The 22,711-nt window shown below is 73.3% G+C and carries 22 protein-coding genes; 15 read left to right on the forward strand and 7 right to left on the reverse strand.

Annotated features, from left to right (window positions below; translation table 11 throughout):
- Nucleotides 1–26: 26 nt before the first annotated feature.
- Complete coding sequence (locus tag ACFQ8E_RS16190; protein WP_430551595.1) at nt 27–623, forward strand: gamma carbonic anhydrase family protein; 597 nt, start codon at nt 27–29, stop codon at nt 621–623.
- Nucleotides 624–786: 163 nt separating this feature from the next.
- Nucleotides 787–1,353: a dihydrofolate reductase family protein gene (locus ACFQ8E_RS16195; RefSeq protein ID WP_430551596.1), complete on the forward strand. Its 567-nt coding sequence runs from the start codon at nt 787–789 to the stop codon at nt 1,351–1,353.
- Nucleotides 1,354–1,381: 28 nt separating this feature from the next.
- Here the strand turns inward: ACFQ8E_RS16195 and ACFQ8E_RS16200 are convergent, their stop codons facing one another.
- A complete protein-coding gene (locus tag ACFQ8E_RS16200; protein WP_430551597.1) occupies nt 1,382–3,046 on the reverse strand; it encodes a thiamine pyrophosphate-binding protein in 1,665 nt (554 codons plus the stop codon).
- 241 nt (nt 3,047–3,287) lie between these two features.
- On the opposite strand from ACFQ8E_RS16200, the gene ACFQ8E_RS16205 reads away from it, so the two are divergent.
- Entirely contained in the window at nt 3,288–3,614 is a 327-nt protein-coding gene (locus ACFQ8E_RS16205; RefSeq protein WP_430551598.1) for an ArsR/SmtB family transcription factor, read from the forward strand.
- A complete protein-coding gene (locus ACFQ8E_RS16210) occupies nt 3,592–4,095 on the forward strand; it encodes an SRPBCC domain-containing protein (RefSeq protein ID WP_430551599.1) in 504 nt (167 codons plus the stop codon). Before ACFQ8E_RS16205 ends, ACFQ8E_RS16210 begins: the two co-directional genes overlap by 23 nt.
- A 3-nt stretch (nt 4,096–4,098) precedes the next feature.
- Here ACFQ8E_RS16210 and ACFQ8E_RS16215 read toward each other — a convergent pair whose 3' ends face one another.
- Nucleotides 4,099–5,415 carry an alpha-L-fucosidase gene (locus tag ACFQ8E_RS16215; RefSeq protein WP_430551600.1) on the reverse strand — a complete coding sequence of 439 codons (1,317 nt, stop codon included), beginning with the start codon at nt 5,413–5,415 and terminating at the stop codon, nt 4,099–4,101.
- 175 nt (nt 5,416–5,590) lie between these two features.
- Between ACFQ8E_RS16215 and ACFQ8E_RS16220 the strand changes: the two genes are divergently transcribed.
- The 5 genes from ACFQ8E_RS16220 to ACFQ8E_RS16240 all read left to right on the forward strand — a co-directional run bounded on the left by ACFQ8E_RS16220 (nt 5,591) and on the right by ACFQ8E_RS16240 (nt 9,703).
- Nucleotides 5,591–6,502, forward strand: a complete 912-nt coding sequence (locus ACFQ8E_RS16220; RefSeq protein ID WP_430551601.1) for an amidohydrolase family protein — start codon at nt 5,591–5,593, stop codon at nt 6,500–6,502.
- On the forward strand, nt 6,499–7,281 hold the full coding sequence (locus tag ACFQ8E_RS16225) for an SDR family NAD(P)-dependent oxidoreductase (RefSeq protein ID WP_430551602.1): 783 nt from the start codon (nt 6,499–6,501) through the stop codon (nt 7,279–7,281). Before ACFQ8E_RS16220 ends, ACFQ8E_RS16225 begins: the two co-directional genes overlap by 4 nt.
- Nucleotides 7,278–8,282, forward strand: coding sequence for an aldo/keto reductase (locus tag ACFQ8E_RS16230; protein WP_430551603.1), 1,005 nt, complete (start codon nt 7,278–7,280; stop codon nt 8,280–8,282). Before ACFQ8E_RS16225 ends, ACFQ8E_RS16230 begins: the two co-directional genes overlap by 4 nt.
- A 100-nt stretch (nt 8,283–8,382) precedes the next feature.
- Nucleotides 8,383–9,249, forward strand: coding sequence for a fumarylacetoacetate hydrolase family protein (locus ACFQ8E_RS16235; RefSeq protein WP_430551604.1), 867 nt, complete (start codon nt 8,383–8,385; stop codon nt 9,247–9,249).
- A gap of 4 nt (nt 9,250–9,253) precedes the next feature.
- Nucleotides 9,254–9,703, forward strand: coding sequence for an RbsD/FucU domain-containing protein (locus tag ACFQ8E_RS16240; RefSeq protein WP_430551605.1), 450 nt, complete (start codon nt 9,254–9,256; stop codon nt 9,701–9,703).
- On the opposite strand, the gene ACFQ8E_RS16245 is transcribed toward ACFQ8E_RS16240, so the two are convergent.
- Nucleotides 9,672–10,019 (reverse strand): STAS domain-containing protein, encoded by a 348-nt coding sequence (locus ACFQ8E_RS16245; RefSeq protein ID WP_430551606.1) that lies wholly within the window; start codon nt 10,017–10,019, stop codon nt 9,672–9,674. The two genes, ACFQ8E_RS16240 and ACFQ8E_RS16245, sit on opposite strands and share 32 nt — an antisense overlap.
- Nucleotides 10,020–10,119: 100 nt before the next feature.
- Nucleotides 10,120–10,818: a FadR/GntR family transcriptional regulator gene (locus ACFQ8E_RS16250; protein WP_430551607.1), complete on the reverse strand. Its 699-nt coding sequence runs from the start codon at nt 10,816–10,818 to the stop codon at nt 10,120–10,122.
- A 103-nt stretch (nt 10,819–10,921) separates the two neighbouring features.
- On the opposite strand from ACFQ8E_RS16250, the gene ACFQ8E_RS16255 reads away from it, so the two are divergent.
- On the forward strand, nt 10,922–11,287 hold the full coding sequence (locus tag ACFQ8E_RS16255) for a DUF4440 domain-containing protein (protein WP_430551608.1): 366 nt from the start codon (nt 10,922–10,924) through the stop codon (nt 11,285–11,287).
- Between the two features lie 69 nt (nt 11,288–11,356).
- On the opposite strand, the gene ACFQ8E_RS16260 is transcribed toward ACFQ8E_RS16255, so the two are convergent.
- From ACFQ8E_RS16260 to ACFQ8E_RS16270, 3 genes are all read right to left on the reverse strand, one after another.
- Nucleotides 11,357–11,983: a superoxide dismutase gene (locus ACFQ8E_RS16260; RefSeq protein WP_430551707.1), complete on the reverse strand. Its 627-nt coding sequence runs from the start codon at nt 11,981–11,983 to the stop codon at nt 11,357–11,359.
- A gap of 102 nt (nt 11,984–12,085) precedes the next feature.
- Nucleotides 12,086–13,408 carry an enolase C-terminal domain-like protein gene (locus tag ACFQ8E_RS16265; protein WP_430551609.1) on the reverse strand — a complete coding sequence of 441 codons (1,323 nt, stop codon included), beginning with the start codon at nt 13,406–13,408 and terminating at the stop codon, nt 12,086–12,088.
- A 123-nt stretch (nt 13,409–13,531) separates the two neighbouring features.
- The gene (locus ACFQ8E_RS16270; RefSeq protein WP_430551610.1) at nt 13,532–14,530 is read right to left on the reverse strand and encodes a LacI family DNA-binding transcriptional regulator; all 999 of its coding nucleotides are present in this window, start codon (nt 14,528–14,530) and stop codon (nt 13,532–13,534) included.
- 120 nt (nt 14,531–14,650) lie between these two features.
- On the opposite strand from ACFQ8E_RS16270, the gene ACFQ8E_RS16275 reads away from it, so the two are divergent.
- From ACFQ8E_RS16275 to ACFQ8E_RS16295, 5 genes are all read left to right on the forward strand, one after another.
- Nucleotides 14,651–15,607: a glycoside hydrolase family 43 protein gene (locus ACFQ8E_RS16275; RefSeq protein ID WP_430551611.1), complete on the forward strand. Its 957-nt coding sequence runs from the start codon at nt 14,651–14,653 to the stop codon at nt 15,605–15,607.
- Nucleotides 15,608–15,639: 32 nt separating this feature from the next.
- Nucleotides 15,640–16,332, forward strand: coding sequence for a ThuA domain-containing protein (locus ACFQ8E_RS16280; protein WP_430551612.1), 693 nt, complete (start codon nt 15,640–15,642; stop codon nt 16,330–16,332).
- Between the two features lie 35 nt (nt 16,333–16,367).
- Nucleotides 16,368–17,498: a Gfo/Idh/MocA family protein gene (locus tag ACFQ8E_RS16285; RefSeq protein ID WP_430551708.1), complete on the forward strand. Its 1,131-nt coding sequence runs from the start codon at nt 16,368–16,370 to the stop codon at nt 17,496–17,498.
- Nucleotides 17,495–18,703 carry an endo-1,4-beta-xylanase gene (locus ACFQ8E_RS16290; protein WP_430551613.1) on the forward strand — a complete coding sequence of 403 codons (1,209 nt, stop codon included), beginning with the start codon at nt 17,495–17,497 and terminating at the stop codon, nt 18,701–18,703. The genes ACFQ8E_RS16285 and ACFQ8E_RS16290 overlap by 4 nt, the downstream gene beginning before the upstream one ends.
- A 435-nt stretch (nt 18,704–19,138) precedes the next feature.
- Nucleotides 19,139–22,708 carry a DEAD/DEAH box helicase gene (locus tag ACFQ8E_RS16295; RefSeq protein ID WP_430551709.1) on the forward strand — a complete coding sequence of 1,190 codons (3,570 nt, stop codon included), beginning with the start codon at nt 19,139–19,141 and terminating at the stop codon, nt 22,706–22,708.
- Nucleotides 22,709–22,711: the final 3 nt, after the last annotated feature.

Consider the following 22,711-nt stretch of genomic DNA (forward strand, 5'->3'; position numbering starts at 1 on the left):
TCGCGCCGGTTGGTACCGTCCGAGCCATGCTCGTCCGCCATCGTGGTGCCACGCCCACCGTCGACCCGTCGGCGTACGTCGCGCCGACGGCGGTGCTGATCGGCGACGTGCACGTCGCCGCCGGCGCGCGGGTGCTGCACGGTGCCGTCCTGACCGCGGAGGACGGCGCCGTCGTCGTCGGCCGCGACACCGTGGTGATGGAGCAGGCGCTCGTGCGCGGCCGCCGCGGCCACGACGCGCGGCTCGGAGACGCCGTGCTGGTGGGTCCGCACGCCCACGTGAACGGCAGCACGGTCGAGGACGAGGTGTTCGTCGCGACCGGGGCGGCGCTGTTCCCCGGCAGCCGGGTCGGGGCGGGCGCCGAGGTGCGCATCCACGGGGTGGTGCAGGTCAACACCGTGCTCCCGCCCGGTGCGCTCGTCCCGATCGGCTGGGTCGCCGTGGGCGACCCGGCCCGGATCCTGCCGCTCGGGAGCCACGACGAGATCTGGGCCGTGCAGCGCGAGCTCGACTTCCCGGGGACGGTCTACGGGACGGCGCGGGACACGCCGATGCGCGAGACGATGCGGCGCCAGTCCGAGTTCTACGGCGCGCACCGCGACGACGAGGTGCTGCCGGAGTGACGCACCGGAACCACCCCGCGACCGCCTGATCCCGGGCCGCCGGCACGGCAGGACGACAGGGTCGTGCCGCCGGGCGAGACACGTCCGCACGCGCGACGACGCGGCGTCGTGCCGATACTGGTGGGCGACCCAGGAAGCGCCCAGCGGCCGAGGAGGCCCCGCGATGGCAGACCTGATGATCGACTACATCACCTCCCTCGACGGATTCGGGTCCGCCGACGGGTGGCCCGGCCTGTGGGGGATGGGCGGTCCGGACTACTTCGCGTTCCTCGAGGAGGACGGCCGGCAGGAGTACACGACGCTGCTGGGCGCCACGACCTACCGGCTGTTCGCGAGCTTCGCCGAGACCGGCGAGGAGGAGCTGGCCGAGGTCACCGCGCGCCCGAAGGTCGTGTTCTCCGGCACCCTCACCGAGCCGCTGGGGTGGGCGAACACGACGCTGGTCGCCGGCGACGCCGTCGAGGCGGTGCGCGCCATGAAGCAGGACGACGTCCCCCTGCGGACGATCGGCAGCCCCGGCCTCGCCCGCTCGCTGCTCGTCGCGGGACTCGTCGACCGCGTCCGCGTCGTGGTGTTCCCCGTCGTCAACGGCACCACCGGCCACGACCGCCTGTACGACGGCTGGCCCGACGTCCGGCTGGAGCTGCTCGACAGCCGCACCCTCGACGGTCGGCTGCAGCTGCTCGAGTACGCGCCCACCGTGCTGGACGGCCCGCCCGGCGTGGGCTGAGACGCTCGCCGGCGGTGCCGGTGCCCTCTCAGCGGGTGCGGTTCACCCGCAGGATCTCCTCCTGGTACGGCGCGACGACGGTGGGCGACACGCGGCAGTCGAGCATGAGGAACCGGCGCTGGTCGACGGGCTCGAGCGCCCAGGTGCCGAGGCGGTCGAGGTCGGCGAGCCGGCGCACGACGACGCCCTCCGCGCCGACGGCGGCGGCCAGCGCGGCGAAGTCGGTCTCGGGGATGCGCATGGGCTCCTCGGCGAGGCCCTGGCGGCCGTAGACGTGCACCTCGGCGCCGTAGACGGCGTCGTTCCACACGACCGCGACGCCGCGGCCGCCGGCGGTGCGCACCGCGGTCTCGAGGTCGGCCAGGGCCATGAGCCCGCCGCCGTCGCCGGTGGTGAGCACGACGGTGGCGTCGGGCTGGGCGGCAGCGGCGCCCGCGACGCTGGGGAAGCCGAGCCCGATGGACTGGAAGGCGGTGCCGACCATCATCATCCGGTCGGGCGACGCCACGGGCCAGTACATGTTGGCCCAGCCGATGAAGTGGCCGCCGTCGGAGACGACCACCCGGTCGGCGGGCAGCAGCGCGCCGATGCGGCTCGCGACGCCGCGGGGGTCGAGCCGCCCGTCGGCGGCGAGGCCGTCCGCGGGCCCGGTGTCGTAGGTGCGGGCGGCGGCGACGCCCACGGAGTCGCGCCAGCCCGACGGGGCGGCGTCGAGGGCGCGCAGCTCGTCGAGCAGCGCGCGGGTCACGAGCGCGGCGTCCCCGCGGACGAACGAGCCCACATGGCGGTGCGTGGCGGCCTGCGCCGTGTCGACCTGGACCACGCGGGTGCCGGGGGAGAAGAGCTCGCCGAACCGCATCGTGAACTGGTTGAGCGACGCGCCCACGACGACGGCGACGTCCGCCTCGCGGACCAGGGCCATCGCGCCGTCGGCACCGAACCCGCCGGCGACGCCGAGGTCGTACCGCGCGTCGGGGAAGACGCCGCGGCCCAGCGCCGTCGTGGCGGTCAGGGCCCCGGTCGCGGCGGCGAGCTCGCCCAGGGCCTCGCCCGCGCCGGCGAGCCAGGCGCCGCGGCCCGCGAGGAGCAGCGGGCGCTCGGCCTCGGCGAGGGCGCGCGCGAGGTCGGTGATCGCGGCGGCGTCGAACGGGCCGGCGGGTGCGAGCGGGCCGGGGAGGGCGGGCTCGGGCGCGTCGGGGACCGGGCCCGCCTCGAGCGCGGCGACGTCGTAGGGGATGGCCAGCACGACGGGCACGCGGTAGGTGAGCGAGTGCTCGACCGCGATGACGGTGGTCGCGGCGGCGTCCGCGCGCCCGACGGTATAGGTGCGCGCGCCGACGGCGGCGGCCAGCGCGATCTGGTCCACGTCCCACGGGCGCGGTCCCGACGTCGGCTCGTCGCCCGCGAGCAGGACGAGCGGCACGCGGGCCTGCGCCGCCTCGGCCAGCGCGGTGAGGGTGTTGGTGAAGCCCGCGCCGTACGTGACGGTCGCGGCGGCGATGCGGCCGGACGCGCGGAAGTAGGCGTCGGCGGCGACGACGCCGCCGGCCTCGTGGCGGACGGCGGTGAACCGGGCGGGCGTGGTGCGCTCGACGTCGTCGAGGAACCAGGCGTTGCCGTTGCCCATCACGCCGAAGACGTGGTCGACGTGCTGGGCGAGGGTGCGGGCGACGTGGGCGGACACGGTGGGCACGGGGGCCTCCAGGGAACAGTGACGGATGTGGCGTGCGTCCGTATGTGTCCCGTGCGGTCCCGACGCCGGGTCCGACGTGCTGGCCGTGCAGCGGTGACTGCCGGTGACCGGGCTGCCGTGCGCCCCTTTTTCGAGCGCAAGGCGGCGCAGGTCCGCCTCGACGCCGCGAGTATATCCACGGGACCGCGCGATCTCTGCCGGGGTCTTGTGGGCGCCTACCGTCAGGCGTAACTTACCGTAAGTGGCTACTGACGTATCCGGGTTCGCCGCGCTGGCGGACCCCACGCGGCGCGAGATCTTCGAGCGCGTCGCGGCCCGGCCGTCGTCGGTCGGGGAGCTGGCCGCCGGGCTGCCCGTGAGCCGCCCGGCCGTCTCGCAGCACCTCCGCGTGCTCAAGGACGCCCGGCTGGTCGCCGACGAGGCAGTCGGCACACGCCGCGTCTACCGCGCCGACCCCGCGGGGCTCGCGATGCTCCGCGAGTACCTGGAGCTGTTCTGGCGGCGCTCGCTCGACTCGCTCGCCTCCGTCGCAGAGGAGACCTCCCATGACCACCCCGACCCGACCTGACCTGACCCGATCCGGCGCCGAGGCCTCCCCGGTCTCCGTCGCCGTGGACGTCGCGGCACCGGTCGAGCACGTCTTCGACGTGTTCACGCGTCGGACGTCGACCTGGTGGGACGCCGCCCACCACCTGCTCGACGGCACCGTCGACATGGACGTCGAGCTCCGGCCCGGCGGCTCGATCACCGAGGTCGACGCGGCGGGGAACCGCTGCACGATCGGGCGCGTGCTCGTCGTCGAGCGGCCCGCGCGGTTCGCCTTCACGTGGGACGTGTCCCCGCGCTGGGAGGTCGAGACCGACCCCGCACGGTGCAGCGAGGTGCACGTCGCGTTCACGGCGCTCGACGACGGGCGCACCCGCGTCGTCCTCGAGCACCGCCACCTCCAACGCCACGGCGGCGGCTGGGAGGGGATGCGGGACGCCGTCGGCGGCGCCGACGGCTGGGCCGTCGACGTGCGACGCCTGGCGGAGGTCGCGGGCGCCTGACGGCTACCGGTCGAGGAACAGCTCGACCACCGGCACGGCGACGTCCGGCCGCGCGGTGGGCAGGTGCAGCGTCAGGGTGCCGGGCGGCTGCCCGCCGGGGATCGTGTTGAACGCCTTCTGGTCCGGGTCGGTGCGGCTGGTGCGCAGCTCGGAGCCGTCGTGCAGCAGCTGGGCGTAGCCCACCCGGTCGGCGAGGTCGCGCAGGTGGACGTGACCGAAGGGCCACGCGAACAGGTGCAGGTACAGGCGGTCGTCGCGCTGCGTGAGCACGACGCCGGGCGGCAGCCCCGGCGCGACGGCGGCGGCCAGCTCGGGGTCGGCGGGGCCGGCACCCGTGATCGACCGGCCGTGCAGCCGCGTCCACGCACCGAGCGCGGCGAGGGTGGCGGCGTCGCGCGGGGGGATCGCGCCGCGCCCGTCCGGGCCGACGTTCAGCAGCAGGTTGCCGCCCTTGGACACGGTGTCCACGAGCATGCGCACCAGCAGGTCCGGGTCCTTGAACTTCGTGTTGTCGCGGTCGTAGCCCCAGCTGCCGTTGAGGGTCTGGCAGGCCTCCCAGACGACGAGCTCGCCGCCGTCGTCGCGCATCGGCTCGGCGGGCTGGTACTGCTCGGGCGTGACGAGGTCGCCGGGGATGCCGAGGCGGTCGTTCACCACCGCCTGCGGCTGGAGCTCGCGGACCATGGCGAGCAGGCCCTCGGCGTCCCAGTCCTCGGGGCGCTTGCCCGGCCAGCCGCGCCGGTCGCGGGTGTCGGTGAAGTCGAAGAAGACGTAGTCCACCGGGCCGTAGCCGGTGAGCAGCTCGCGCACCTGGGCGTGCAGGTACTCGCGGTAGCGGGCCATGTCGCGGCCCTCGTTGAGCGCGTGGGCGTCGGGGTCGTCGCGGCGCGGGTGGTCGGCGTCGACGGTGTAGTCGGGGTGGTGCCAGTCGAGGAGCGAGTGGTACAGCCCGAGCCGCAGCCCCTCGGCGCGCACGGCCTCGGCCAGCTCCGCCACGAGGTCGCGCCCGCGGGTGCGGGCGATGCTGTAGTCGCTGACCGCGGAGTCCCACAGGGCGAAGCCGTCGTGGTGCTTGGTGGTCAGCACCACGTACTTCATGCCGGCGTCCTTGGCGGCGCGGACGAGGGCGCGCGCGTCGAACAGGTCCGGGTCGAACACCTCGGCGTAGCGTGCGTACTGCTCGACGGTCATGCGCTCGAAGCTCATCACCCACTCGTGCCGGGCGGCCGCGGAGTAGAGGCCGAAGTGCACGAAGAGGCCGAAGCGGGCCTCGGTGAACCACGCCTGCTCGGGGCGCAGGGGCGGGGCGGCCGTGGTCATGCGGATCACTCCTCGTCGAGCGGGCGGGTCCGGCTCGGAGCCGGTCGAACAGCGCGCGCAGAGATATGACGTCTGTGCGGTGCGATCCGAGGATACTCGCCGATGCCGGGGCTGGCGCAAGCGGTCTGGACGCCTATACATTGGATGAATCAGTCTGCAGGCCGAGGGAGTCCGGATGTCCGACGTCGTCGTCGACGCGCACCACCACCTGTGGGTCCGCGCGCGGCACCCGCAGGACTGGATCGACCCCGCGACCATGGCCGCCATCGACGCCGACTTCACCCCGGCCGACCTGCCCGCCGCCGCCCACGGCGTCGACGCCACCGTCGTCGTGCAGAGCGTGAGCACCTGGGCCGAGACCGAGGACCTGCTCGACGTCGCCGCCTCGCCCGAGGGGCGCGCGGCACGCATCGCGGGGGTCGTCGGCTGGGCCGACCTGTTCGACCCGGCGCTCGAGGACCGCCTCGCCGCGCTGCGCGACGGGCCGGGCGGCGACCGGCTCGCGGGGATCCGCACGATGGTGCAGGCCGAGGCCGACCCCGACTACCTGGACCGCCCCGACGTGCACGCCGGCGTCGCCGTCGTCGGCGCCGCGGGCCTGCCGTTCGACCTCGTGGTCCGCGCGGACCAGCTCGCGTCGTGCGCCCGCCTCGCCGCGGCGCTCCCTGACACCCGGTTCGTGCTCGACCACCTGGCCAAGCCGCCCCTCGGTGCCGGCAACCCCGGCGCGGGCGACCTGAGCGCCTGGCGCCGCGACCTGGCGGCGCTCGCGGCCCGCCCGAACGTCGTCGCGAAGCTGTCCGGGCTGGTCACCGAGGCGCGCTGGGACTCGTGGACCACCGCGGACCTGCGCCCCGCCGCCGACCACGCGCTCGACGTCTTCGGCCCCGACCGCCTCCTGCTCGGCAGCGACTGGCCGGTCTGCCTGCTCGCGTCGGGCTACGGGCGCTGGCTCTCCACCGCCGACGAGCTGCTGTCCGGCCTCGCCCCCGACGAGCGCGCTGCCGTGCGCGGCCGCACCGCCGTCGCCACCTACGGCCTCGCGGTCGAGCACGTCACCACCACCCGCACGAAGGAGCACCCGTGAGCACCGCCCCCCTCGAGAACCCGCCGGAGTTCGCCGGCATCCGCGCGATCGTGACCGGCGGCGCGTCGGGCATCGGCGCGTCCGTCGTGCGCGCGCTGCTCGCGCGCGGTGCGCAGGTCGTCGCGATCGACCGCACGCGCGACGGCGTGCCCGACGGCGCGGGCTCCCAGGTCGCCGACGTCACCGACGACGCGGCCGTGCGCGCGGCCGTGGAAGGCGCGGCGGCGGAGATGGGCGGCATCGACGTCGTCGTGAACAACGCGGGCATCGGCGCGCAGGGCACGGTCGCGGACAACGACGACGCCGAGTGGCTGCGGGTGCTCGACGTCAACGTGCTCGGGATCGTGCGCGTGACGCGGGCGGCGCTGCCGCACCTGCGGGCGTCGGAGCACGCGGCCGTCGTGAACACCGCGTCGATCGCGTCGTGGTCGGGGCTGCCGCAGCGCGCCCTGTACTCCGCGAGCAAGGGCGCCGTGCAGGCGCTGACCCTCGCCATGGCGGCCGACCACGTGCGCGAGGGCATCCGCGTCACCTGCGTGAACCCCGGCACCGTGGACACCCCGTGGGTGGGCCGCCTGCTCGACTCCGCCCCCGACCCCGCCGCCGAGCGCGCCGCGCTCGCGGCGCGCCAGCCCACCGGGAAGCTGGTGAGCCCGGAGGCCGTGGCGCACGCCGTCTGCTACCTCGCGAGCCCGCTCGCGACCGCCACCACCGGCACCGCGCTCGCCGTCGACGGCGGCATGCACGAGCTGCGCGTGCGCCCGCCGGAGCAGGCATGACCGCGATGCCCTCCCGGGAGGTCCGGGAGACCGGGGTCCGGCTGACCGGCCTCGGCTACGGCGCGGCACAGGCCGGCAACCTCTACCGGCAGACGACGGACGAGGAGACCCGGGCGGCGTTCGACGTCGCGTGGGAGGCCGGCGTGCGGTACTTCGACACGGCGCCGCACTACGGGCTCGGGCTGTCGGAGCGGCGCCTCGGGGCGAGCCTGGCCGGCCGCCCGCGGGACGAGTACGTCGTGTCGACGAAGGCGGGGCGCCTGCTGGTGCCCTCCCCGGAGACGGCGCACCAGAAGGACCCGGACATGTTCGACGTGCCCGCCGCCACGCGGCGGGTCTGGGACTTCTCCCGCGACGGGATCCTGCGGTCGCTCGGGGCCAGCCTGGAGCGCACCGGGCTCGACCGGGTCGACGTCGTGTACCTGCACGACCCGGACGACCACGAGGAGCAGGCGTTCGCCGAGGCGGTCCCCGCGCTGGTGGAGCTGCGCGAGCAGGGCGTCGTCCGCGCGATCGGGGCGGGGATGAACCAGTCGGCGATGCTCGCGCGGTTCGTCGCCGAGGCCGACGTGGACGTCGTGATGTGCGCCGGCCGGTTCACGCTGCTGGAGCAGCCCGCCCTGGCGGACCTGCTGCCGGCGGCCGTCGAGCGCGGCGCGGCCGTCGTCGTCGCCGGCGTCTACAACTCCGGGCTGCTGGCCCGCGACGTCGTGCCCGACGACGCGACCTACGACTACGCGCCCGCCCCGGCCGCGCTGCTCGACCGCACCCGTCGCATCGCGCAGGTGTGTGCCGACCACGGAGCGACGCTGCCGAAGGCCGCGCTCGCCTACGTGCGCACGCACCCGGCCGTGGCGAGCACCGTCGTCGGGCTGCGCACCGCCGACCAGGTGCGGCAGGCCGTGGACCGGCACGCCGCCGTCGTACCCACCGACCTGTGGACCGACCTGGTGGGCCAGGGGCTGCTCGCCCCCGAGGCCCACCCCGACGCCTTCGCGTGACGCTCCGTCCGCACCGCCGCCCGCATGGCGGGACGGATGTGACCGGGACGCGACACGGGCGCATGATCGAGGCGCCCCCCAGAGAGAACAGAGGACATCGATGCAGCTGCTCCGCCTGGGCCCGGTGGGCCAGGAGATCCCCGCCGTCAGCAACGACGGCGCCACCTACGACCTGCGGCCGCTGACCGCCGACGTCGACGGCGGCTTCCTCGCCGCCGACGGCATCGCGCGCACGCGCGCCGCCCTCGCCGCCGGCGAGCTGCCCGTGCTCGACGGCGCGGACGCCCTGCGCGTCGGGGCGCCGATCGCGCGACCCACCGCCGTCGTCTGCGTGGGCCAGAACTACGCCGCCCACGCGCGGGAGTCCGGCGCCGAGCCGCCGCGCCTGCCGATCATCTTCTTCAAGCACCCCAACACGGTGGTCGGCCCCGACGACACGGTGCCGATCCCGCCCGGCTCGGACAAGGTCGACTGGGAGGTCGAGCTCGCGATCGTCGTCGGGAAGCAGGCGAGCTACCTGCCGTCGGCCGACGCGGCGCTCGAGCACGTCGCCGGGTACACCGTGGTGGACGACGTGAGCGAGCGGGCCTGGCAGCTCGACGACTCGCTCGGCCAGTGGTCGAAGGGCAAGTGCGGCCCGGCGTTCCTGCCGACCGGCCCGGCGCTGGTGCCCGCCGACGAGGTGGACACCGCCGACCTGCGGCTGCGGTCGTTCGTCAACGGCGAGCCCCGGCAGGACTCGTCGACGACGGACATGATCTTCGGCGTCGCCGAGATCGTGCACCACCTGTCGCAGTACATGACCCTCGAGCCGGGCGACCTGATCTGCACCGGCACCCCCGAGGGCGTCGCGCTGTCCGGCCGGTTCCCGTACCTGGCCGACGGCGACGTCGTCGAGGTCGAGATCGACGGCGTCGGCCGGCAGCGGCACGCCTTCGCCGACGCCCAGGTCCCGGCGCGGGTCTGACGTCGTGCTGCGCTACGAGCTGTTGCACCCGGGCCTCGTCGCGGCGCTCGCCGCGGCGGGGCACGGGTCGCGGGTGCTGCTCGCCGACGCGAACTACCCGCACTCCACGGGCGCCCGCCCCGGCGCGGCGCGAGTCCACCTCAACCTGCGGCCGGGCCTGCTGACCGTGGACCAGGTGCTCGAGGTGCTGCTCGACGCCGTGCCCGTCGAGTCCGCCGCCGTCATGGTGCCCGGTGGCGTGGCGGGCGACGTCGTCGCCGCGGGGGAGGAGATCCCCGCGCACACCGGCTACCGGGCGATGCTCGGGGCCGACGTCGGCTGGGACGAGCTGGACCGCTTCGCGTTCTACGACGCCGCGCGGTCCGACGACGTCGCCCTGCTGGTCGCCACCGGCGACCAGCGCGTCTACGCCAACCTGCTGCTCACGATCGGGGTCCGGTCCCCGTCCGCGTAGCGTCGTCGAGGGGCTCCGCCGGGTCGGCGTCGACGAAGTCGACCAGCATGTCGAAGCTCATCATCTCGAAGATGTCGCGGACCAGCTGCGGAGCGCCGACCACCCGCGGGTGCGGGCCGTTCTCGCACGCGAGGACCACGAGGCGCACGCCGGACGAGTCGATGAACGTCACCCTGCGCATGTCGAGGGTCTTGCGACCCTCGCCCGCAGCCTCCAGCGTGGCGTAGACCTCGTGGGCGACGGCGACGTCGATCTCGCCCCACATCTCCCACCGGAGTCCGTCGTCGCTCAGATTGATGCCACCGTGGGCGGCCATGTTCCGTTCCTCTCACGCGCGTCGCCTGCTGGTGACCGGTGGCTTGATCGCAGGCGACGTCCAGTCTAGGCGCGGCCGCCGGGGACCCTGTCCCGCGGGGTCAGTCCTCGGTGGCCTCCGGGCCGGGCAGGGTCTCCTCGACGTCGAGGAGGTGCGCGGCCATGCGCACGCGCGCGGCCTCGGCGTCGCCGGCGGCCAGGGCGCGCCAGACGGCCTCGTGGTCGCGCTGGGTGCGGGCCTCGGCGCCCTCCTCGTGCAGGCCTCGCCAGAGTCGTTCGCGCGCGGTGCAGCCGGCGATCGCCTCGACGAGGGCGGTGATCACGGGGTTGCCGCCCTGGTCGGCGACGATCCGGTGGAACGCGGTGTCGGCCTCGATGAAGGCGGGGTGGTCGACGTCGTCCTGAGCAAGGGTGCGCGCCGCCCGGTCGAGGACGGCGCGGGCCTCCTCCAGTGCCTCGGGCGTGATGCGGTGCGCGGCCAGGCCGGCAGCCTCCGTCTCGAGCACGCGGCGGACGGCGTGGAACGGGCGGGCGCTGGTGTCGCCGTGCAGGTCCACGACGAACTGCAGCGACGACATGAGCCGGGCGGGGTCGAGGCTGGTGACGTACGTGCCGTCACCCTGGCGGGTGTCGAGGACGCCGAGCACGGTGAGGGCGCGCACCCCCTCGCGCAGGGAGCCGCGGGAGACGCCCAGCCGATCGGCGAGGTCCTTCTCCACGGGGAGCCGGTCGCCGGGGCCGAGCTCCCCGCCGGTGATCATGCGGCGGACGCCGTCGACGACCTCATCGGTGCGGGACATGTCGTGGATTATGGCCCAGTTCGCGCCCGGCTGCACCGATTCCTCCGATGAATCCGGGGGTGTGCCTCCTGCGTGGACCCGCCGTGGTCCGTAGCCTGGCGCGATGGTGGACCTCACGCTCGACCGGCTGCTCGACCTGGAGCGACAGGGGTGGGACGCGCTGTGCCGGAGCGCCGGGGGCGCGTTCTACGGCGACCTCATGACGCCCGCGGCGCTCATGGTGCTCGTGGACGGCTCGGTGCTCGACCGCGACGCCGTCGTCGCGTCGCTCGACGGCGCGCCGCCGTGGGACTCCTACGACCTGCGTGACGTGCGCCGCGTCGGCCTCGACGGCGGCGCCGCCGCGCTCGTCTACCGCGCGCGGGCCGTGCGCGGCGACGACCCGCCGTTCGTCGCGCTCATGGCCAGCACGTACGTCGTCGTCGACGGCGAGCCGCGCCTGGCCCTCTACCAGCAGACAGCGCTGTGAGCGGACGTGCGGCCCTGCCTCCGCCGGGAGACAGGGCCGCACGCCCGCTCACACGCTCGGGTGCAGCCGTCAGGCGGGGACGATGAGCCCGGCGGTCTGGGTGCGGGCGCGCTGGAGGCGTGCGGCGACGTCCTGCCAGTTGGCGATGTTCCAGACGGCCTTGACGTAGTCGGCCTTGACGTTGAGGTAGTCGAGGTAGAAGGCGTGCTCCCACATGTCCAGCATGAACAGCGGGGTGATGCCGACGGGGACGTTGGCCTGCTGGTCGAAAAGCTGGAAGATCGCGAGGCGCTGGCCGATGGAGTCCCAGCCGAGCACGGCCCAGCCGGAGCCCTGGATGCCGGTGGCGACGGCGGCGAACTGGGCCTGGAACTTCTCGAACGAGCCGAAGGCGTCCTTGACGGCCTCGGCGAGCTCGCCCTCGGGCTGGCCGCCGCCCTCGGGGGAGAGGTTGTTCCAGAAGACGGTGTGGTTGGTGTGGCCGCCGAGGTTGAACGCGAGGTTCTTCTCGTGCAGGTTCACCGCGGCGTTGTCGCCGGACTCGCGGGCCTCGGCGAGCTTGTCCAGGGCGGTGTTGGCGCCGGTGACGTAGGCGGCGTGGTGCTTGTCGTGGTGCAGCTCCATGATCTTGCCGCTGATGTGCGGCTCGAGGGCGCTGTAGTCGTAGGGCAGGTCGGGCAGGGTGTAGACGGGCATCTCGTCCCCTTCGTCGTCGCGGATGTCGTTGCTGGTCACGCTACGACCTGAACCCTTGTTGAGGTCAACGTGTTCCGGGCAACGTGTCCCAGGTCACCACGGTCACGACGTCCACGCAGCGCCGCCGGGGAAGCGGAACTCCGCCACGGACTCCGGGCGCATCTGCGTGGAGTAGCCGGGGGCGGTCGGCACGACGTACGACACGCCCTCGCCGAAGTCCCGCACCAGGCACGGGTCGGTGAAGTGCTCGTGCAGGTGGTCGACGAACTCGGTGATCCGCCCGTCGAGCGACCCGGAGACGGCGACGTAGTCGAGCACCGACACGTGCTGGACCATCTCGCACAGGCCGACGCCGCCGGCGTGGGGGCAGACGGGGACGCCGAACTTCGCGGCGAGCAGCAGCACGGCGACGATCTCGTTGATGCTGGCGAGGCGCCCGGTGTCGAGCTGGCAGTAGTCGGTCGCGCCGGCCTGGAAGAGCTGCTTGAACATCACGCGGTTGTGGCAGTGCTCGCCCGTCGCGACGCGGACGGGGGCGACGCCCTCGCGCACGGCGGCGTGGCCGAGGACGTCGTCGGGCGACGTGGGCTCCTCGATCCACAGCGGGTCGAACCGCTGGAGCGCGCGGACCCACTCGATGGCCTCGGGCACGTCCCACACCTGGTTCGCGTCGATCATCAGCGTGAGGTCCGGCCCGAGCTCCTCGCGCGCGATGCCGAGGCGGCGCACGTCGTCCTCGAGGCGCGCGCCGACCTTGAGCTTCACGTGCCGGTAGCCGGCGTCCACGGCCTCCCGGGTGAGGCGGCGCAGCTTCGCGTCGTCGTACCCGAGCCAGCCGGCGGACGTCGTGTACGCGGGGTAGCCGCGGCGCTCCAGGTGCGCGATGCGCTCGGCCTTGCCGGGCTCGGCGGCGCGCAGGATCTCCAGCGCCTCGTCGCGGGTGAGGGCGTCGGAGAGGTAGCGCAGGTCGGCGACGTCGACGAGCTGCTCGGGCGTCATGTCCGCGAGCAGCCGCCACACGGGCTTGCCGGCGCGGCGCCCGGCGAGGTCCCAGGCAGCGTTGAGCACGGCGGCCAGCGACAGGTGCACCACGCCCTTCTCCGGCCCGAGCCAGCGCAGCTGGCTGTCGCCGGTGAGGTTGCGGTACGTGGCGCCCAGGTCGCCGACGACGTCGTCCACGTCGCGCCCGACGAGCCGGTCCGCCTGGTGCCGGGCCGCCAGGGCGACGACGTCCGTGCCGCGCCCGATGGTGAAGGTCAGGCCGTGACCCGCCAGCGGCTCGCCCGCGGCGTCGGTGCCGTCGGTGCGCAGGACGACGTACACGGCCGAGTAGTCGGCGTCCGCGTTCATCGCGTCCGACCCGTCGGCCGTGCGGGAGGTGGGGAAACGGACGTCGGTGATCTCGACGTCGGTGATGGTGGGCATGCGCACCTCTTCGTGGCGACGGGCAGAAAGATCGGATGACTGAAGCCAACCTAGCCGGAACCCGTCGGGCACGGCAACGAACGGGCGGTCGCCCGTGGGCAAGAGATCCGAGGACTGGGGGCCTCAGGAGCGGGTCGAGCCTCGCTCGACCAGGCGGACGGGGACGGTCACGTGCTCGTGCGGTCCGTCCCCGCCCCCCATCCGCTGCTCGAGGAGCCGCACGGCCGTGGCCGCCACGACGTCGTAGCCCGGGTCGACCGACGTGATCCCCGGCGGGACGAACCGCGAGACCCCGAGGTTGTCGAAGCCCACCAGCTGGACCTCGTCGGGTACGCGGACGCCCCGCTCCGCGAGCGCGGCCACGGCGCCGAACGCCACGGTGTCGTTGACGGCGAAGACGGCGTCGAACGACATGTCGTCGTCGAGCAGCCGGCTGACGGCGTCGTACGCGGCCTCGGAGGTGAAGTCCGGCACGGGCGTGACGAGGCGCTCGTCCGCGACGAGCCCTGCCGCACGGTGCGCCTCGGCCCACCCCGCACGACGGTCCGACTCCATGCCGACCGACGCCTCGACGGAGGCGCCGAGGGCGAGCACCCGCCGCGCCCCGCGCTCGAGCAGGTGCGCCGTCGCCAGCCGGGCGCCCTCGACGTTGGCGAGGCGGACGTGGTCGAACTGCTGGGGCACCTCCCGCTCGCCCAGGAGCACGATCGGGGTGGACGTCGGGACCCGGTCGAGCTCGTCGCTGTGCAGGCCGGCCACCGAGAGGAGGACGCCGTCGTACATCCGCAGCCTCGGCATGCTCAGCGACTCCATCTCGCTGCGGGCGTCCGCGCTGGTGCGCTCGACGACGAGGTGACGGCCGCCGGCCTCGACCAGCGGGGCGATCCGGTCCGCGACCTCGCCGAAGTAGTCGTGGAAGCTGGGCACGATGAGGGCGACCGTGTCCGTGCGGCCGGCGCGCAGGTGCCGGGCGGTGAGGTTCACCTCGTACCCGAGCGACTCGACCGCCGCGAGCACCCGGTCGCGGGTGGGCTCGCCCACGCGCTTGTTGCCCGTGAGCACGTTGGAGACGGTCATCATCGACACCCCCGCCTCCCGCGCGACGTCGCTCATCGTGACCATGCGCCACCTCCCGGGGTGATCCTGCCAGGCCGTGCGCGGCGCCGTCCTGCGGGCCTTGACGACGTGGTCCCGCCGTGCGAGGGTCGGCCCGGATTAACGATAAACCGGGAAGGCCCGACGATGTGCTCCGACGATCCGTACGGCTATCTCCTCGTGCACTTCGTGGAGGACCGGGCGGGCCACGGGGAGCGGATCCACCTCAGCCTCAGCGAGGGCGACGACCCGCTGCGATGGCGTCCGCTCCGTGGCGGCGAGCCGGTCCTCGAGACCGGCGCCGGCACCACCGGCGTCCGCGACCCGCACGTCGTGCGCCGGCCCGACGGCCAGGGCTTCCACCTCGTCGCCACGGACCTGCGGGTGTGGCGTCCCGCCGGCCCGGACTGGGAGGAGTTCGCCCGGCACGGCAGCCGGGACGTCGTCGTCTGGGACTCGCCGGACCTCCTGACGTGGTCGGAGCCGCGCCATATGACCGTCGCGCCGCCGCACGCGGGCATGGCCTGGGCGCCGGAGGTGTTCCACGACCTGGACACCGGCGTGCTCGTGCTGCACTTCGCGGCGGCGCTCTACGCCCCGGACGACCCGCGGCACGAGGGCCCCTGTGTGCCGCGGATCCTGACCACCACGACCCGCGACCTGCGCACGTTCACCCCCGCCGAGACGTACCTCGAGCTGCCCGGCGGGGTGATCGACATGACGGCGGTGACCGTCGGCGACGAGGTGCACCGGTTCGCGAAGCAGGACGACGCCGCGCCCGGGTCGTGGCAGGTGTTCCACCAGGTGGGGTCGTCGTTCTTCAACCCGGCCTTCAGGACGCTCGCGACAGGGCTGGGCCAGGGCTTCGGTCCGGCGGTCGAGGGGCCGCTCGTCTTCCCGACGCACGACGGGAGCCGGTGGTACCTGTGGGTGGACCAGTACGGCCGTCCGCCGCAGGGGTACCGGGCGCTGACCACGACCGACATCTCGTCCGCACGGTGGGAGCCGGTGCCGGACGACGAGCTGCACCTGCCCCCGCACACCAAGCACGGCGCGGTGCTCCCCCTCCAGCGCGGCGAGTGGAAAGGGCTTGCTCGGCTCTGAAAAGGTCTGACGACACACGACGAAGGAGACGTATGACGCGACGAGCGCTCGTGGTGCGCGGCGGATGGGACGGCCATCAGCCCGAGGCGGCCACGGACCTGTTCCTGCCCTTCCTGCGCGAGCAAGGGTTCGAGGTGCGGGTCGAGACGGACAACGAGGTGTACGCCGACGCCGACGCGATGGCGGCGACCGACCTGGTGCTGCAGTGCGTGACGATGTCGCAGATCAGCGGCCCCGCGCTGCAGGGTCTGCGCGCGGCCGTCGAGGCGGGCACCGGCCTGGCGGGGTGGCACGGCGGCATCGCCGACTCCTACCGGAACAGCTCGGACTACCTCCAGCTGGTGGGCGGGCAGTTCGCCACCCACCCGGGCAAGGAGGCGCACCTGCGGCACGGCGACCAGACCGACAACTACCTGCGGCACACGATCGAGCTCACGGACCTGGGCCGGGAGCACGCGATCACCGCGGGCCTGGACGACGTCGAGCTGGAGACCGAGCAGTACTGGGTGCTGCACGACGACCTCATCGACGTCCTCGCCACCACCACGCACCCGGCGCCCGACTGGCACCCGTGGCACCGCCCGGTGACCTCGCCGGCGGTCTGGACGCGGCAGTGGGGCGCGGGGCGAGTGTTCGTCGCGACGCCGGGCCATTCCGTGGACGTGCTCGAGAACCCGACCGTCCGCACCATCGTCGAGAGGGGGCTGCTGTGGGCGAGCAGGTAGGCGTGGGGGCGACGAACGCGCCGCGAGGCGACGACATGGTCGGGATCGGCATCGTCGGGCTGGGCGTCATCTCGCGCCAGTACCTGGACACGCTGGCCGGGCACCCGCGGGCGCGGGTCGTCGCGGTGACGGACCTGGACCGGTCGCGGGCGGAGGCCGTCGCGGCGGAGCTGCCCGGGGCGCGGGTGGCCGCGGACCTGGACGCGCTGGTCGCGGACCCCGACGTGTCGGTCGTCCTGGACCTCACGACGCCCGGCGTGCACGCGCACGTCGCGAAGGCGTGCGCGGCGGCCGGCGTCGACCGCTACGGCGAGAAGCCGCTCGCGGTGGACCTGGCGGCGTCGCGCGAAGTGATGGCCGCGGCGTCGGCCGCGGGCACCCGCGTGGGCTGCGCCCCGGACACCGTGCTCGGCACCGGCGTGCAGACCGCCCGAGCCGCCGTCGCGGACGGCCGGATCGGCGCGCCGACGGCCGCCGTCGCCACATGGGTGTCCCCGGGGCACGAGCTCTGGCACCCGAACCCGGACTTCTACTACGCACCGGGCGGCGGGCCGCTGCTCGACATGGGCCCGTACTACCTCACGAGCCTGGTGCAGATCCTGGGACCGGTCGCGTGGGTGCAGGGCGCGGCCTCGCGGTCGCGGGACGAGCGCACCATCGGCTCCGGCCCGCGGGCGGGGGAGCGCGTGCCGGTCGAGGTGGCGACGCACGTCACCGGCGTGCTCGGCCACGCGAGCGGCGCGCTGTCCACCGTGACGGTGAGCTTCGACGCCGTCGGCTCGCACGCGCGGCCGATCGAGGTGCACGGCACCGCCGGCTCGCTCGTGGTGCCCGACCCCAACCGGTTCGACGGCGACGTCGAGCTGCGGTCGCTCGGCGGCACGGAGTGGGAGGTGCTGCCCCCGCGCGCCGGCTTCGTGGGCGCCGGCCGCGGGATCGGCCTGCTGGAGATGGTCGGGGCGGCCGGGCTGGACGGCGACGCGTCGGCGTCCCCGCGCGCCGGTGGCGACGTCGGGCTGCACGTCATGGAGGTCATGACGGGACTGCTCGACTCCGCGGACTCGGGCCGTCGGGTCGAGATGACGACCGTGCCCGTGGTGCCGCCGCTCGTGCCGCTCACGTCGGAGGACGCCTGGCACGGCGGACGGGCCGAGGGCGCGGCGTGACCGGTCTCGATCACCGGCGCACCCGGAGCGCCGTCACGCTGACGGACGGCGACGGTCGGCCCCTGGCCCATGAGGACGTCACGGTGCGCCAGGTGCGCCACGCGTTCGAGTTCGGCTGCGCGGCCTTCGAGGTGGCGGACGCGGACGCCGGCTACCAGGACCTCTGGCTGGGGCTGTTCGACACGGCGACCCTGCCCGTGTACTGGGGGCGCTACGAGCCGCGGCGCGGTGAGACCGCCCTCGCGGACCTCACGGCGGCGGCGCGGTGGTTCGCCGACCAGGGGGTGCGCCTCAAGGGGCACCCCCTGGTGTGGCACACGGTCAAGGCCCCGTGGGTCGACCGCCTGCCGCTGGACGACGCCGAGCGGCTGCTCCGCGAGCGCGTGCGCCGGGAGGTGCGCGACCTCGCCGGCCTGATCGACACGTGGGACGCCATCAACGAGGTGGTGATCATGCCCCGGTTCACGAACGAGCCCGACGGCGTCCCCAACGCGATCAGCCGGCTGTGCGCACGTCTCGGCCGCGTCGAGATGGTGCGGCTGGCGGTCGACGAGGCGCGCAGCCAGGGCACCTCGCCGCGCCTGCTGATCAACGACTTCGACCTGGGGCCGGAGTACGAGCGGCTGATCGAGGAGCTGCTCGACGCGGGGGTGCGGATCGATGCGATCGGGCTGCAATCGCACATGCACCAGGGCTTCCGCGGTGCCGACCGGCTCCTGGAGGCGTGCGACCGGTTCGCGCGCTTCGGGCTGCCGCTCCACTGGACCGAGACGACGCTCGTCTCGGGCGACCTCATGCCGGCCGACGTCGAGGACCTCAACGACCACCAGGTCGCCCGGTGGCCGTCGACGCCCGAGGGCGAGGCGCGCCAGGCGGACGACGTGGTGTCGCACTACACGGCGCTCGTGGCCCACCCGGCGGTCGAGTCGATCACGTACTGGGGCCTCGGCGACGCCGGGGCGTGGCTCGGCGCCCCGGCGGGGCTCGTGCGGGCGGACGGCACGCCCAAGCCGGCGTACGACGCGCTGCGGGCCCTGGTGCGCGACGAGTGGTGGACGGGTCCGACGCCGGGTCGCACGGACGCGGACGGGCGGATCGAGGTCGGGGGCTTCGCCGGCAGGTACGAGGCGCGCTGCGGTGCGGCGTCGGCGACGGTCGACCTGGCGGCGGGCGAGCAGGCCGTCGAGCTGCGCCTCCCGCGGTGATCCATGATGAGACGGGGGTGTGAAGTTGCAGCCCAGATGCGCCAGGTTGCACGGGCGCAAACCCTGCGGGCGCTAGGTTCCTGGGCATGGCCACAGCACCCACTTATCAGCCGTACGTTCCCGTGCCGGCGCGGGTGCCTCTGCGACCTCGTGCCTTGGACAACGGCGAAGACACGCTCGCCCACCACGGGCCGGCTTCGCGGCGTGGTGTAGAGGAGATGCGACCGTGACTGCAGTGACACAGCCCAGCCTCGCCACTCTGTCCAGAGTCACCATGGACCCCGCTGAGCCCCACCTCCAGGGTCTGCCGCGCTTTCCTGCCGAATGCGACGCCCGGTTCGCGACCGTGCGTGCCTTCGCTCCCTCCGTCCAACGCGGCCAGCTGTGCACCCGGGGGCGTCTCGCCGGCCACGTGCAAGGTGCGCTCAGGTGGTGATGTCGGCCTTCGCACCACACCTGCGGTACCAGACGTCGACGGTTGAGTGCGACGGGCAGCTGACCGTCTACCGTTGGCGCTTCGCACCGGCTAACGACGACCTGCGCGACGTCGCCGTGGAGGTCGGGCGCCAGTACGTCTCCGATGCCGCACGGCTGGCGACCCCCCGCGCCTTGCTCGCCAACAAGGTGCCGACGCGCGACACCGTCGTCGCCGGCGATTTCGGTGAAATGCTGGCGCGCGCGCTGTACACGCGCCGGGTGGGCCTCGAGGCGCCGTTCAGCAAGCTCCAGGGCATGAAACCCGTGGCCGAGGCCACAGTTCAGGGTCCGGACGTGATGTGCATGGGCCTGACCCCCGGGGAGCAACCACAGCCCGTCACTGTGGAGGTGAAGACGCGGACCGGCGGTGGGCCTGCAGACGTACTAGGAGCCATCGGCAAGAGCACCAACCTGGACCCGGACTACCTCGCATCCGCCTGGGCGGCAGCAGCTGAGCTCATGCTCACCCACCCCGACGCTCAACGGCACTTCGCGCTGGCGGCCGCCCAGCACCTTGGTCGGCTCATCGACCCTTCGGCGGCGCTGCCGCCGCACGCGGCGCACGGTGTAGCCGTGGTCGGCGAGGACAAGCTCACGCCGGCCAAGCTCAAGGAGTACTGGTCCGGAGCGCCCCCAGTCTCCGTCCTGCACGTCGTGGCCGTGCCTGATCTCGTCGACCTGCGCACCAACCTCTTCGTGCTGGCAAGCCACCTCACCTACGCGGACCTGACGGGAGGGGTGGCGGAACTGGTCTCGTCGAAGTCCCGCGCGGGGGTCACCGCGCTGCTCAGTCCCGACATGGCGAGAGACCTCGCGGGCGCCGGTGACCCGTCGGGGTTGAGCCGCGTCGTAGAGGCTGCGCTATGGTTCCTCGCCGACCACGACGGCATCGGTCTTGCCCGCGCCCGTGAAGCGGCCCAGGACGAGGATATAGCCGTGAAGGGCATGGCCGAGCTGCTGACGGGCAGGCTCGCTGGGGCCGGCGCGACACTCTCCGGACATCCGCTCGAGGCGTTCGCTGCCGCTGCCAGGGCCGTAGTTAACCTCGACTCCGACCGTGAGGCGTTCCTCCAGGCGGCTCGGCGGGAGCACCTCGATGACGACCTCACGGTCGCGCAGGTACACGCGGCGCAGCACGTCGCGGCCAGCCTGGTTCACAGGCTCGAGCGCCACCCGGTCACGCTGACCCGGCAGGTTGGCGCCACCGGAGCAGCTGTCCAGCACGTCGTCCGTCGCCTGCGGCAGTACGGGAAGCACGCGCTGTGGCCCTCGCAGGCGGCGGCCATCCAAGGTGGGCTGCTCGACCGGGGGCAGGGCTCGGTGGTCATCAAGATGCCCACCAGCGCCGGCAAGACCACTCTGATGGACCTGGTCGTCGCCGATGAGCTCGACAAATCTGAGGGCACACTCGTCGCCGTGGTCGGTCCCACGCGTGCCCTAGTGGGACAGCTGTACCGAGATCTACGCCGGAGCCTGCCGGACGAGGTCGACGTCCGCTCCTCGCAAGGAGGTCACGACTACGACACGGGGACCCCCGCATCGACGGCCGTCCTCGCAGGCGAGGGCGTCGTCGTGGTGACGCCAGAGCGGCTTGACCTGGACTGGAGACGCGCCGAGACGGGCGACGGGGCGGCGAGCCTCGAAAGCCTGACATTGCTGGTCGTTGACGAGGCCACCCTGGTCAACGCCCCGGGTCGCGGCGCCGCCCTGGAGCGGCTCATCGCAAGGGCGCTTCGTCGCGACGTGCGCGTGGTGCTCCTGTCGAGCCAGTTCAGTGATGTGCAGGCACTCGCCGACTGGGTCGGCGGCCATGCGCTCGTGTCCGAGTGGCAACCGGCATGGATGGAGCGACTGGTCTACCTGCGCGGGCCAGAGGGCGTGAAGCCGACGAGGTCGCTCGAAGGCTACCTGTGGTCGGAGGGAGGCGAAGCCACACAAGTCCTCACGCTCAAGCCGAGTGAGAAGTCCAGGACTGAAGGGTGCATCCGTGAGCGCAGGTACGAGACCGCAGCGATGGTGAACCGGTACCTCGAAGACGGCCTGGTCGTCGTGTTCACAAGTCAGAAGAACCTTGCTCCCGCACTGTTTGAAACCATCCAGCAGCATGTTCCGGACGCTGGCGCGGTGCCGGCAGCGCTCGAGGAGTTGGCGGCGTCCATTGAACCCAACCACCCGGAAGAAGCGGCTGCCCTGCGCGCTGGGTTGGGGCTGCACCATGCGGACGTCCCTCGGGCGGTGAAGACCGTCATCGAGCGGGCAGCACAGCGGCAGGGCGGTCTGCTGCGTTGCATCGTTTGCACCCCAACGCTGCTCGAGGGTGTTGACTTCCCAGCTCGCACCGTAATCGCGGCCTACCCGCCACAGACCATGGGTGTCCCTGACATCGCCCGGCTGCGGAACCTCGCAGGGCGCGCTGGGCGCGGAGGCAACTTCACCAGTGGTCGGCTGATCGTCATGACCGACGGGTATGAGCAGGCCCAGAAGTGGCGGGAGGCGTTCAGGAGGGAGCTACCCCCAACCGAGACGGCCCTGACCTCAGCCATGAACGAGCTGCTCAAGAGGGACCCTGACCGCTTGTCCGGCGACGCCAAGAACGCACTGGACGCCTTGACGATCGAAGCGTTGGCGGAGGCAGCCGCGGTCGATGGCGACCTTCGGCACGCCCTGGAGACGGCGCTAGAGCAGACCGTGTGGTCGTCGACTTCGGTCCCGAGCGCCAAGGAGGCTGGGCTGGGCAAGGCCGTCGACTACGTACGGGCGGTGGCGGCGCGCGTCGCAGACCCCTGGCAGCGTCAGGCCCTCTACCGTGCTGGGTTCTCCCTCGACAGCTGCCTCGCACTGCGTGATGCCCTGGTCACCGACCTCGACGAGGTCATCGGCCTTCTCTACGACCACTCCGGCGAGGACCACAGTGACGAGCTGATGTACAAGCTTGTGTCGGTACTCGTGTCGGCGTTGAGCGAGTTGGATGCCCTACGTGCTGTGGATGCTGCCGGCCTCGAGGGCGCGCTTCGCATGTGGGTCGCCGCCGAGGCGGAAGATGCCATCGAGGCAGCCTATCCGGACGCCTGGGCGGCGCTGACTTCGAACCACCTGGAGACCCTGCTTCCGTGGGCGCTTACGGGGGCCTTCGAGGTCATCGCAGCACTAGCTGGCGACCTTGACGTGCGTGAACGGGCCCACCGCTTGCTGAGGCCCGTGCGCATCCGGGACGGTGTGCCCGACGCCGAGCTGTGCGAGCTCGTCCGCCGAGGTCACGATCGGGTCACGGTTACCCGCATCGCTCGGGAGATCGTGGCGGAACGCGAGGCTCGCGATGAAGCTGCCAACCTGTCGTTCTTCTGGGTAGATCTGCCGCTCGCGGACGCTGTCGAGGAGCGTCTAGCCGCGGAAGTGGCTGCCGACACGGTGGCTGGCGCGGGAGCGGAAACCTCGAGACAAGCCCAAGTCGATGACGTCGACGTTGCCGAGGAGGTCCCCGCAGCTGCGGGGCACGACGACCACGCTCTAGACGACCACGCTCTATAAGGC

This window comes from Isoptericola sp. NPDC056573, assembly GCF_042793335.1.
GTDB lineage: Bacteria > Actinomycetota > Actinomycetes > Actinomycetales > Cellulomonadaceae > Isoptericola.

Bases quoted from the DNA above. Each gene is read 5' to 3' on its own strand.
- ACFQ8E_RS16230 (WP_430551603.1), top strand. From the start codon at position 7,278: ATGACCGCGATGCCCTCCCGGGAGGTCCGGGAGACCGGGGTCCGGCTG.
- ACFQ8E_RS16215 (WP_430551600.1), bottom strand. From the start codon at position 5,415: ATGACCACGGCCGCCCCGCCCCTGCGCCCCGAGCAGGCGTGGTTCACC.
- ACFQ8E_RS16235 (WP_430551604.1), top strand. From the start codon at position 8,383: ATGCAGCTGCTCCGCCTGGGCCCGGTGGGCCAGGAGATCCCCGCCGTC.
- ACFQ8E_RS16275 (WP_430551611.1), top strand. From the start codon at position 14,651: ATGTGCTCCGACGATCCGTACGGCTATCTCCTCGTGCACTTCGTGGAG.
- ACFQ8E_RS16220 (WP_430551601.1), top strand. From the start codon at position 5,591: ATGTCCGACGTCGTCGTCGACGCGCACCACCACCTGTGGGTCCGCGCG.
- ACFQ8E_RS16295 (WP_430551709.1), top strand. From the start codon at position 19,139: ATGTCGGCCTTCGCACCACACCTGCGGTACCAGACGTCGACGGTTGAG.
- ACFQ8E_RS16195 (WP_430551596.1), top strand. From the start codon at position 787: ATGGCAGACCTGATGATCGACTACATCACCTCCCTCGACGGATTCGGG.
- ACFQ8E_RS16250 (WP_430551607.1), bottom strand. From the start codon at position 10,818: ATGTCCCGCACCGATGAGGTCGTCGACGGCGTCCGCCGCATGATCACC.
- ACFQ8E_RS16255 (WP_430551608.1), top strand. From the start codon at position 10,922: ATGGTGGACCTCACGCTCGACCGGCTGCTCGACCTGGAGCGACAGGGG.
- ACFQ8E_RS16245 (WP_430551606.1), bottom strand. From the start codon at position 10,019: ATGGCCGCCCACGGTGGCATCAATCTGAGCGACGACGGACTCCGGTGG.
- ACFQ8E_RS16190 (WP_430551595.1), top strand. From the start codon at position 27: ATGCTCGTCCGCCATCGTGGTGCCACGCCCACCGTCGACCCGTCGGCG.
- ACFQ8E_RS16260 (WP_430551707.1), bottom strand. From the start codon at position 11,983: ATGCCCGTCTACACCCTGCCCGACCTGCCCTACGACTACAGCGCCCTC.
- ACFQ8E_RS16285 (WP_430551708.1), top strand. From the start codon at position 16,368: ATGGTCGGGATCGGCATCGTCGGGCTGGGCGTCATCTCGCGCCAGTAC.
- ACFQ8E_RS16280 (WP_430551612.1), top strand. From the start codon at position 15,640: ATGACGCGACGAGCGCTCGTGGTGCGCGGCGGATGGGACGGCCATCAG.
- ACFQ8E_RS16210 (WP_430551599.1), top strand. From the start codon at position 3,592: ATGACCACCCCGACCCGACCTGACCTGACCCGATCCGGCGCCGAGGCC.
- ACFQ8E_RS16265 (WP_430551609.1), bottom strand. From the start codon at position 13,408: ATGCCCACCATCACCGACGTCGAGATCACCGACGTCCGTTTCCCCACC.
- ACFQ8E_RS16270 (WP_430551610.1), bottom strand. From the start codon at position 14,530: ATGGTCACGATGAGCGACGTCGCGCGGGAGGCGGGGGTGTCGATGATG.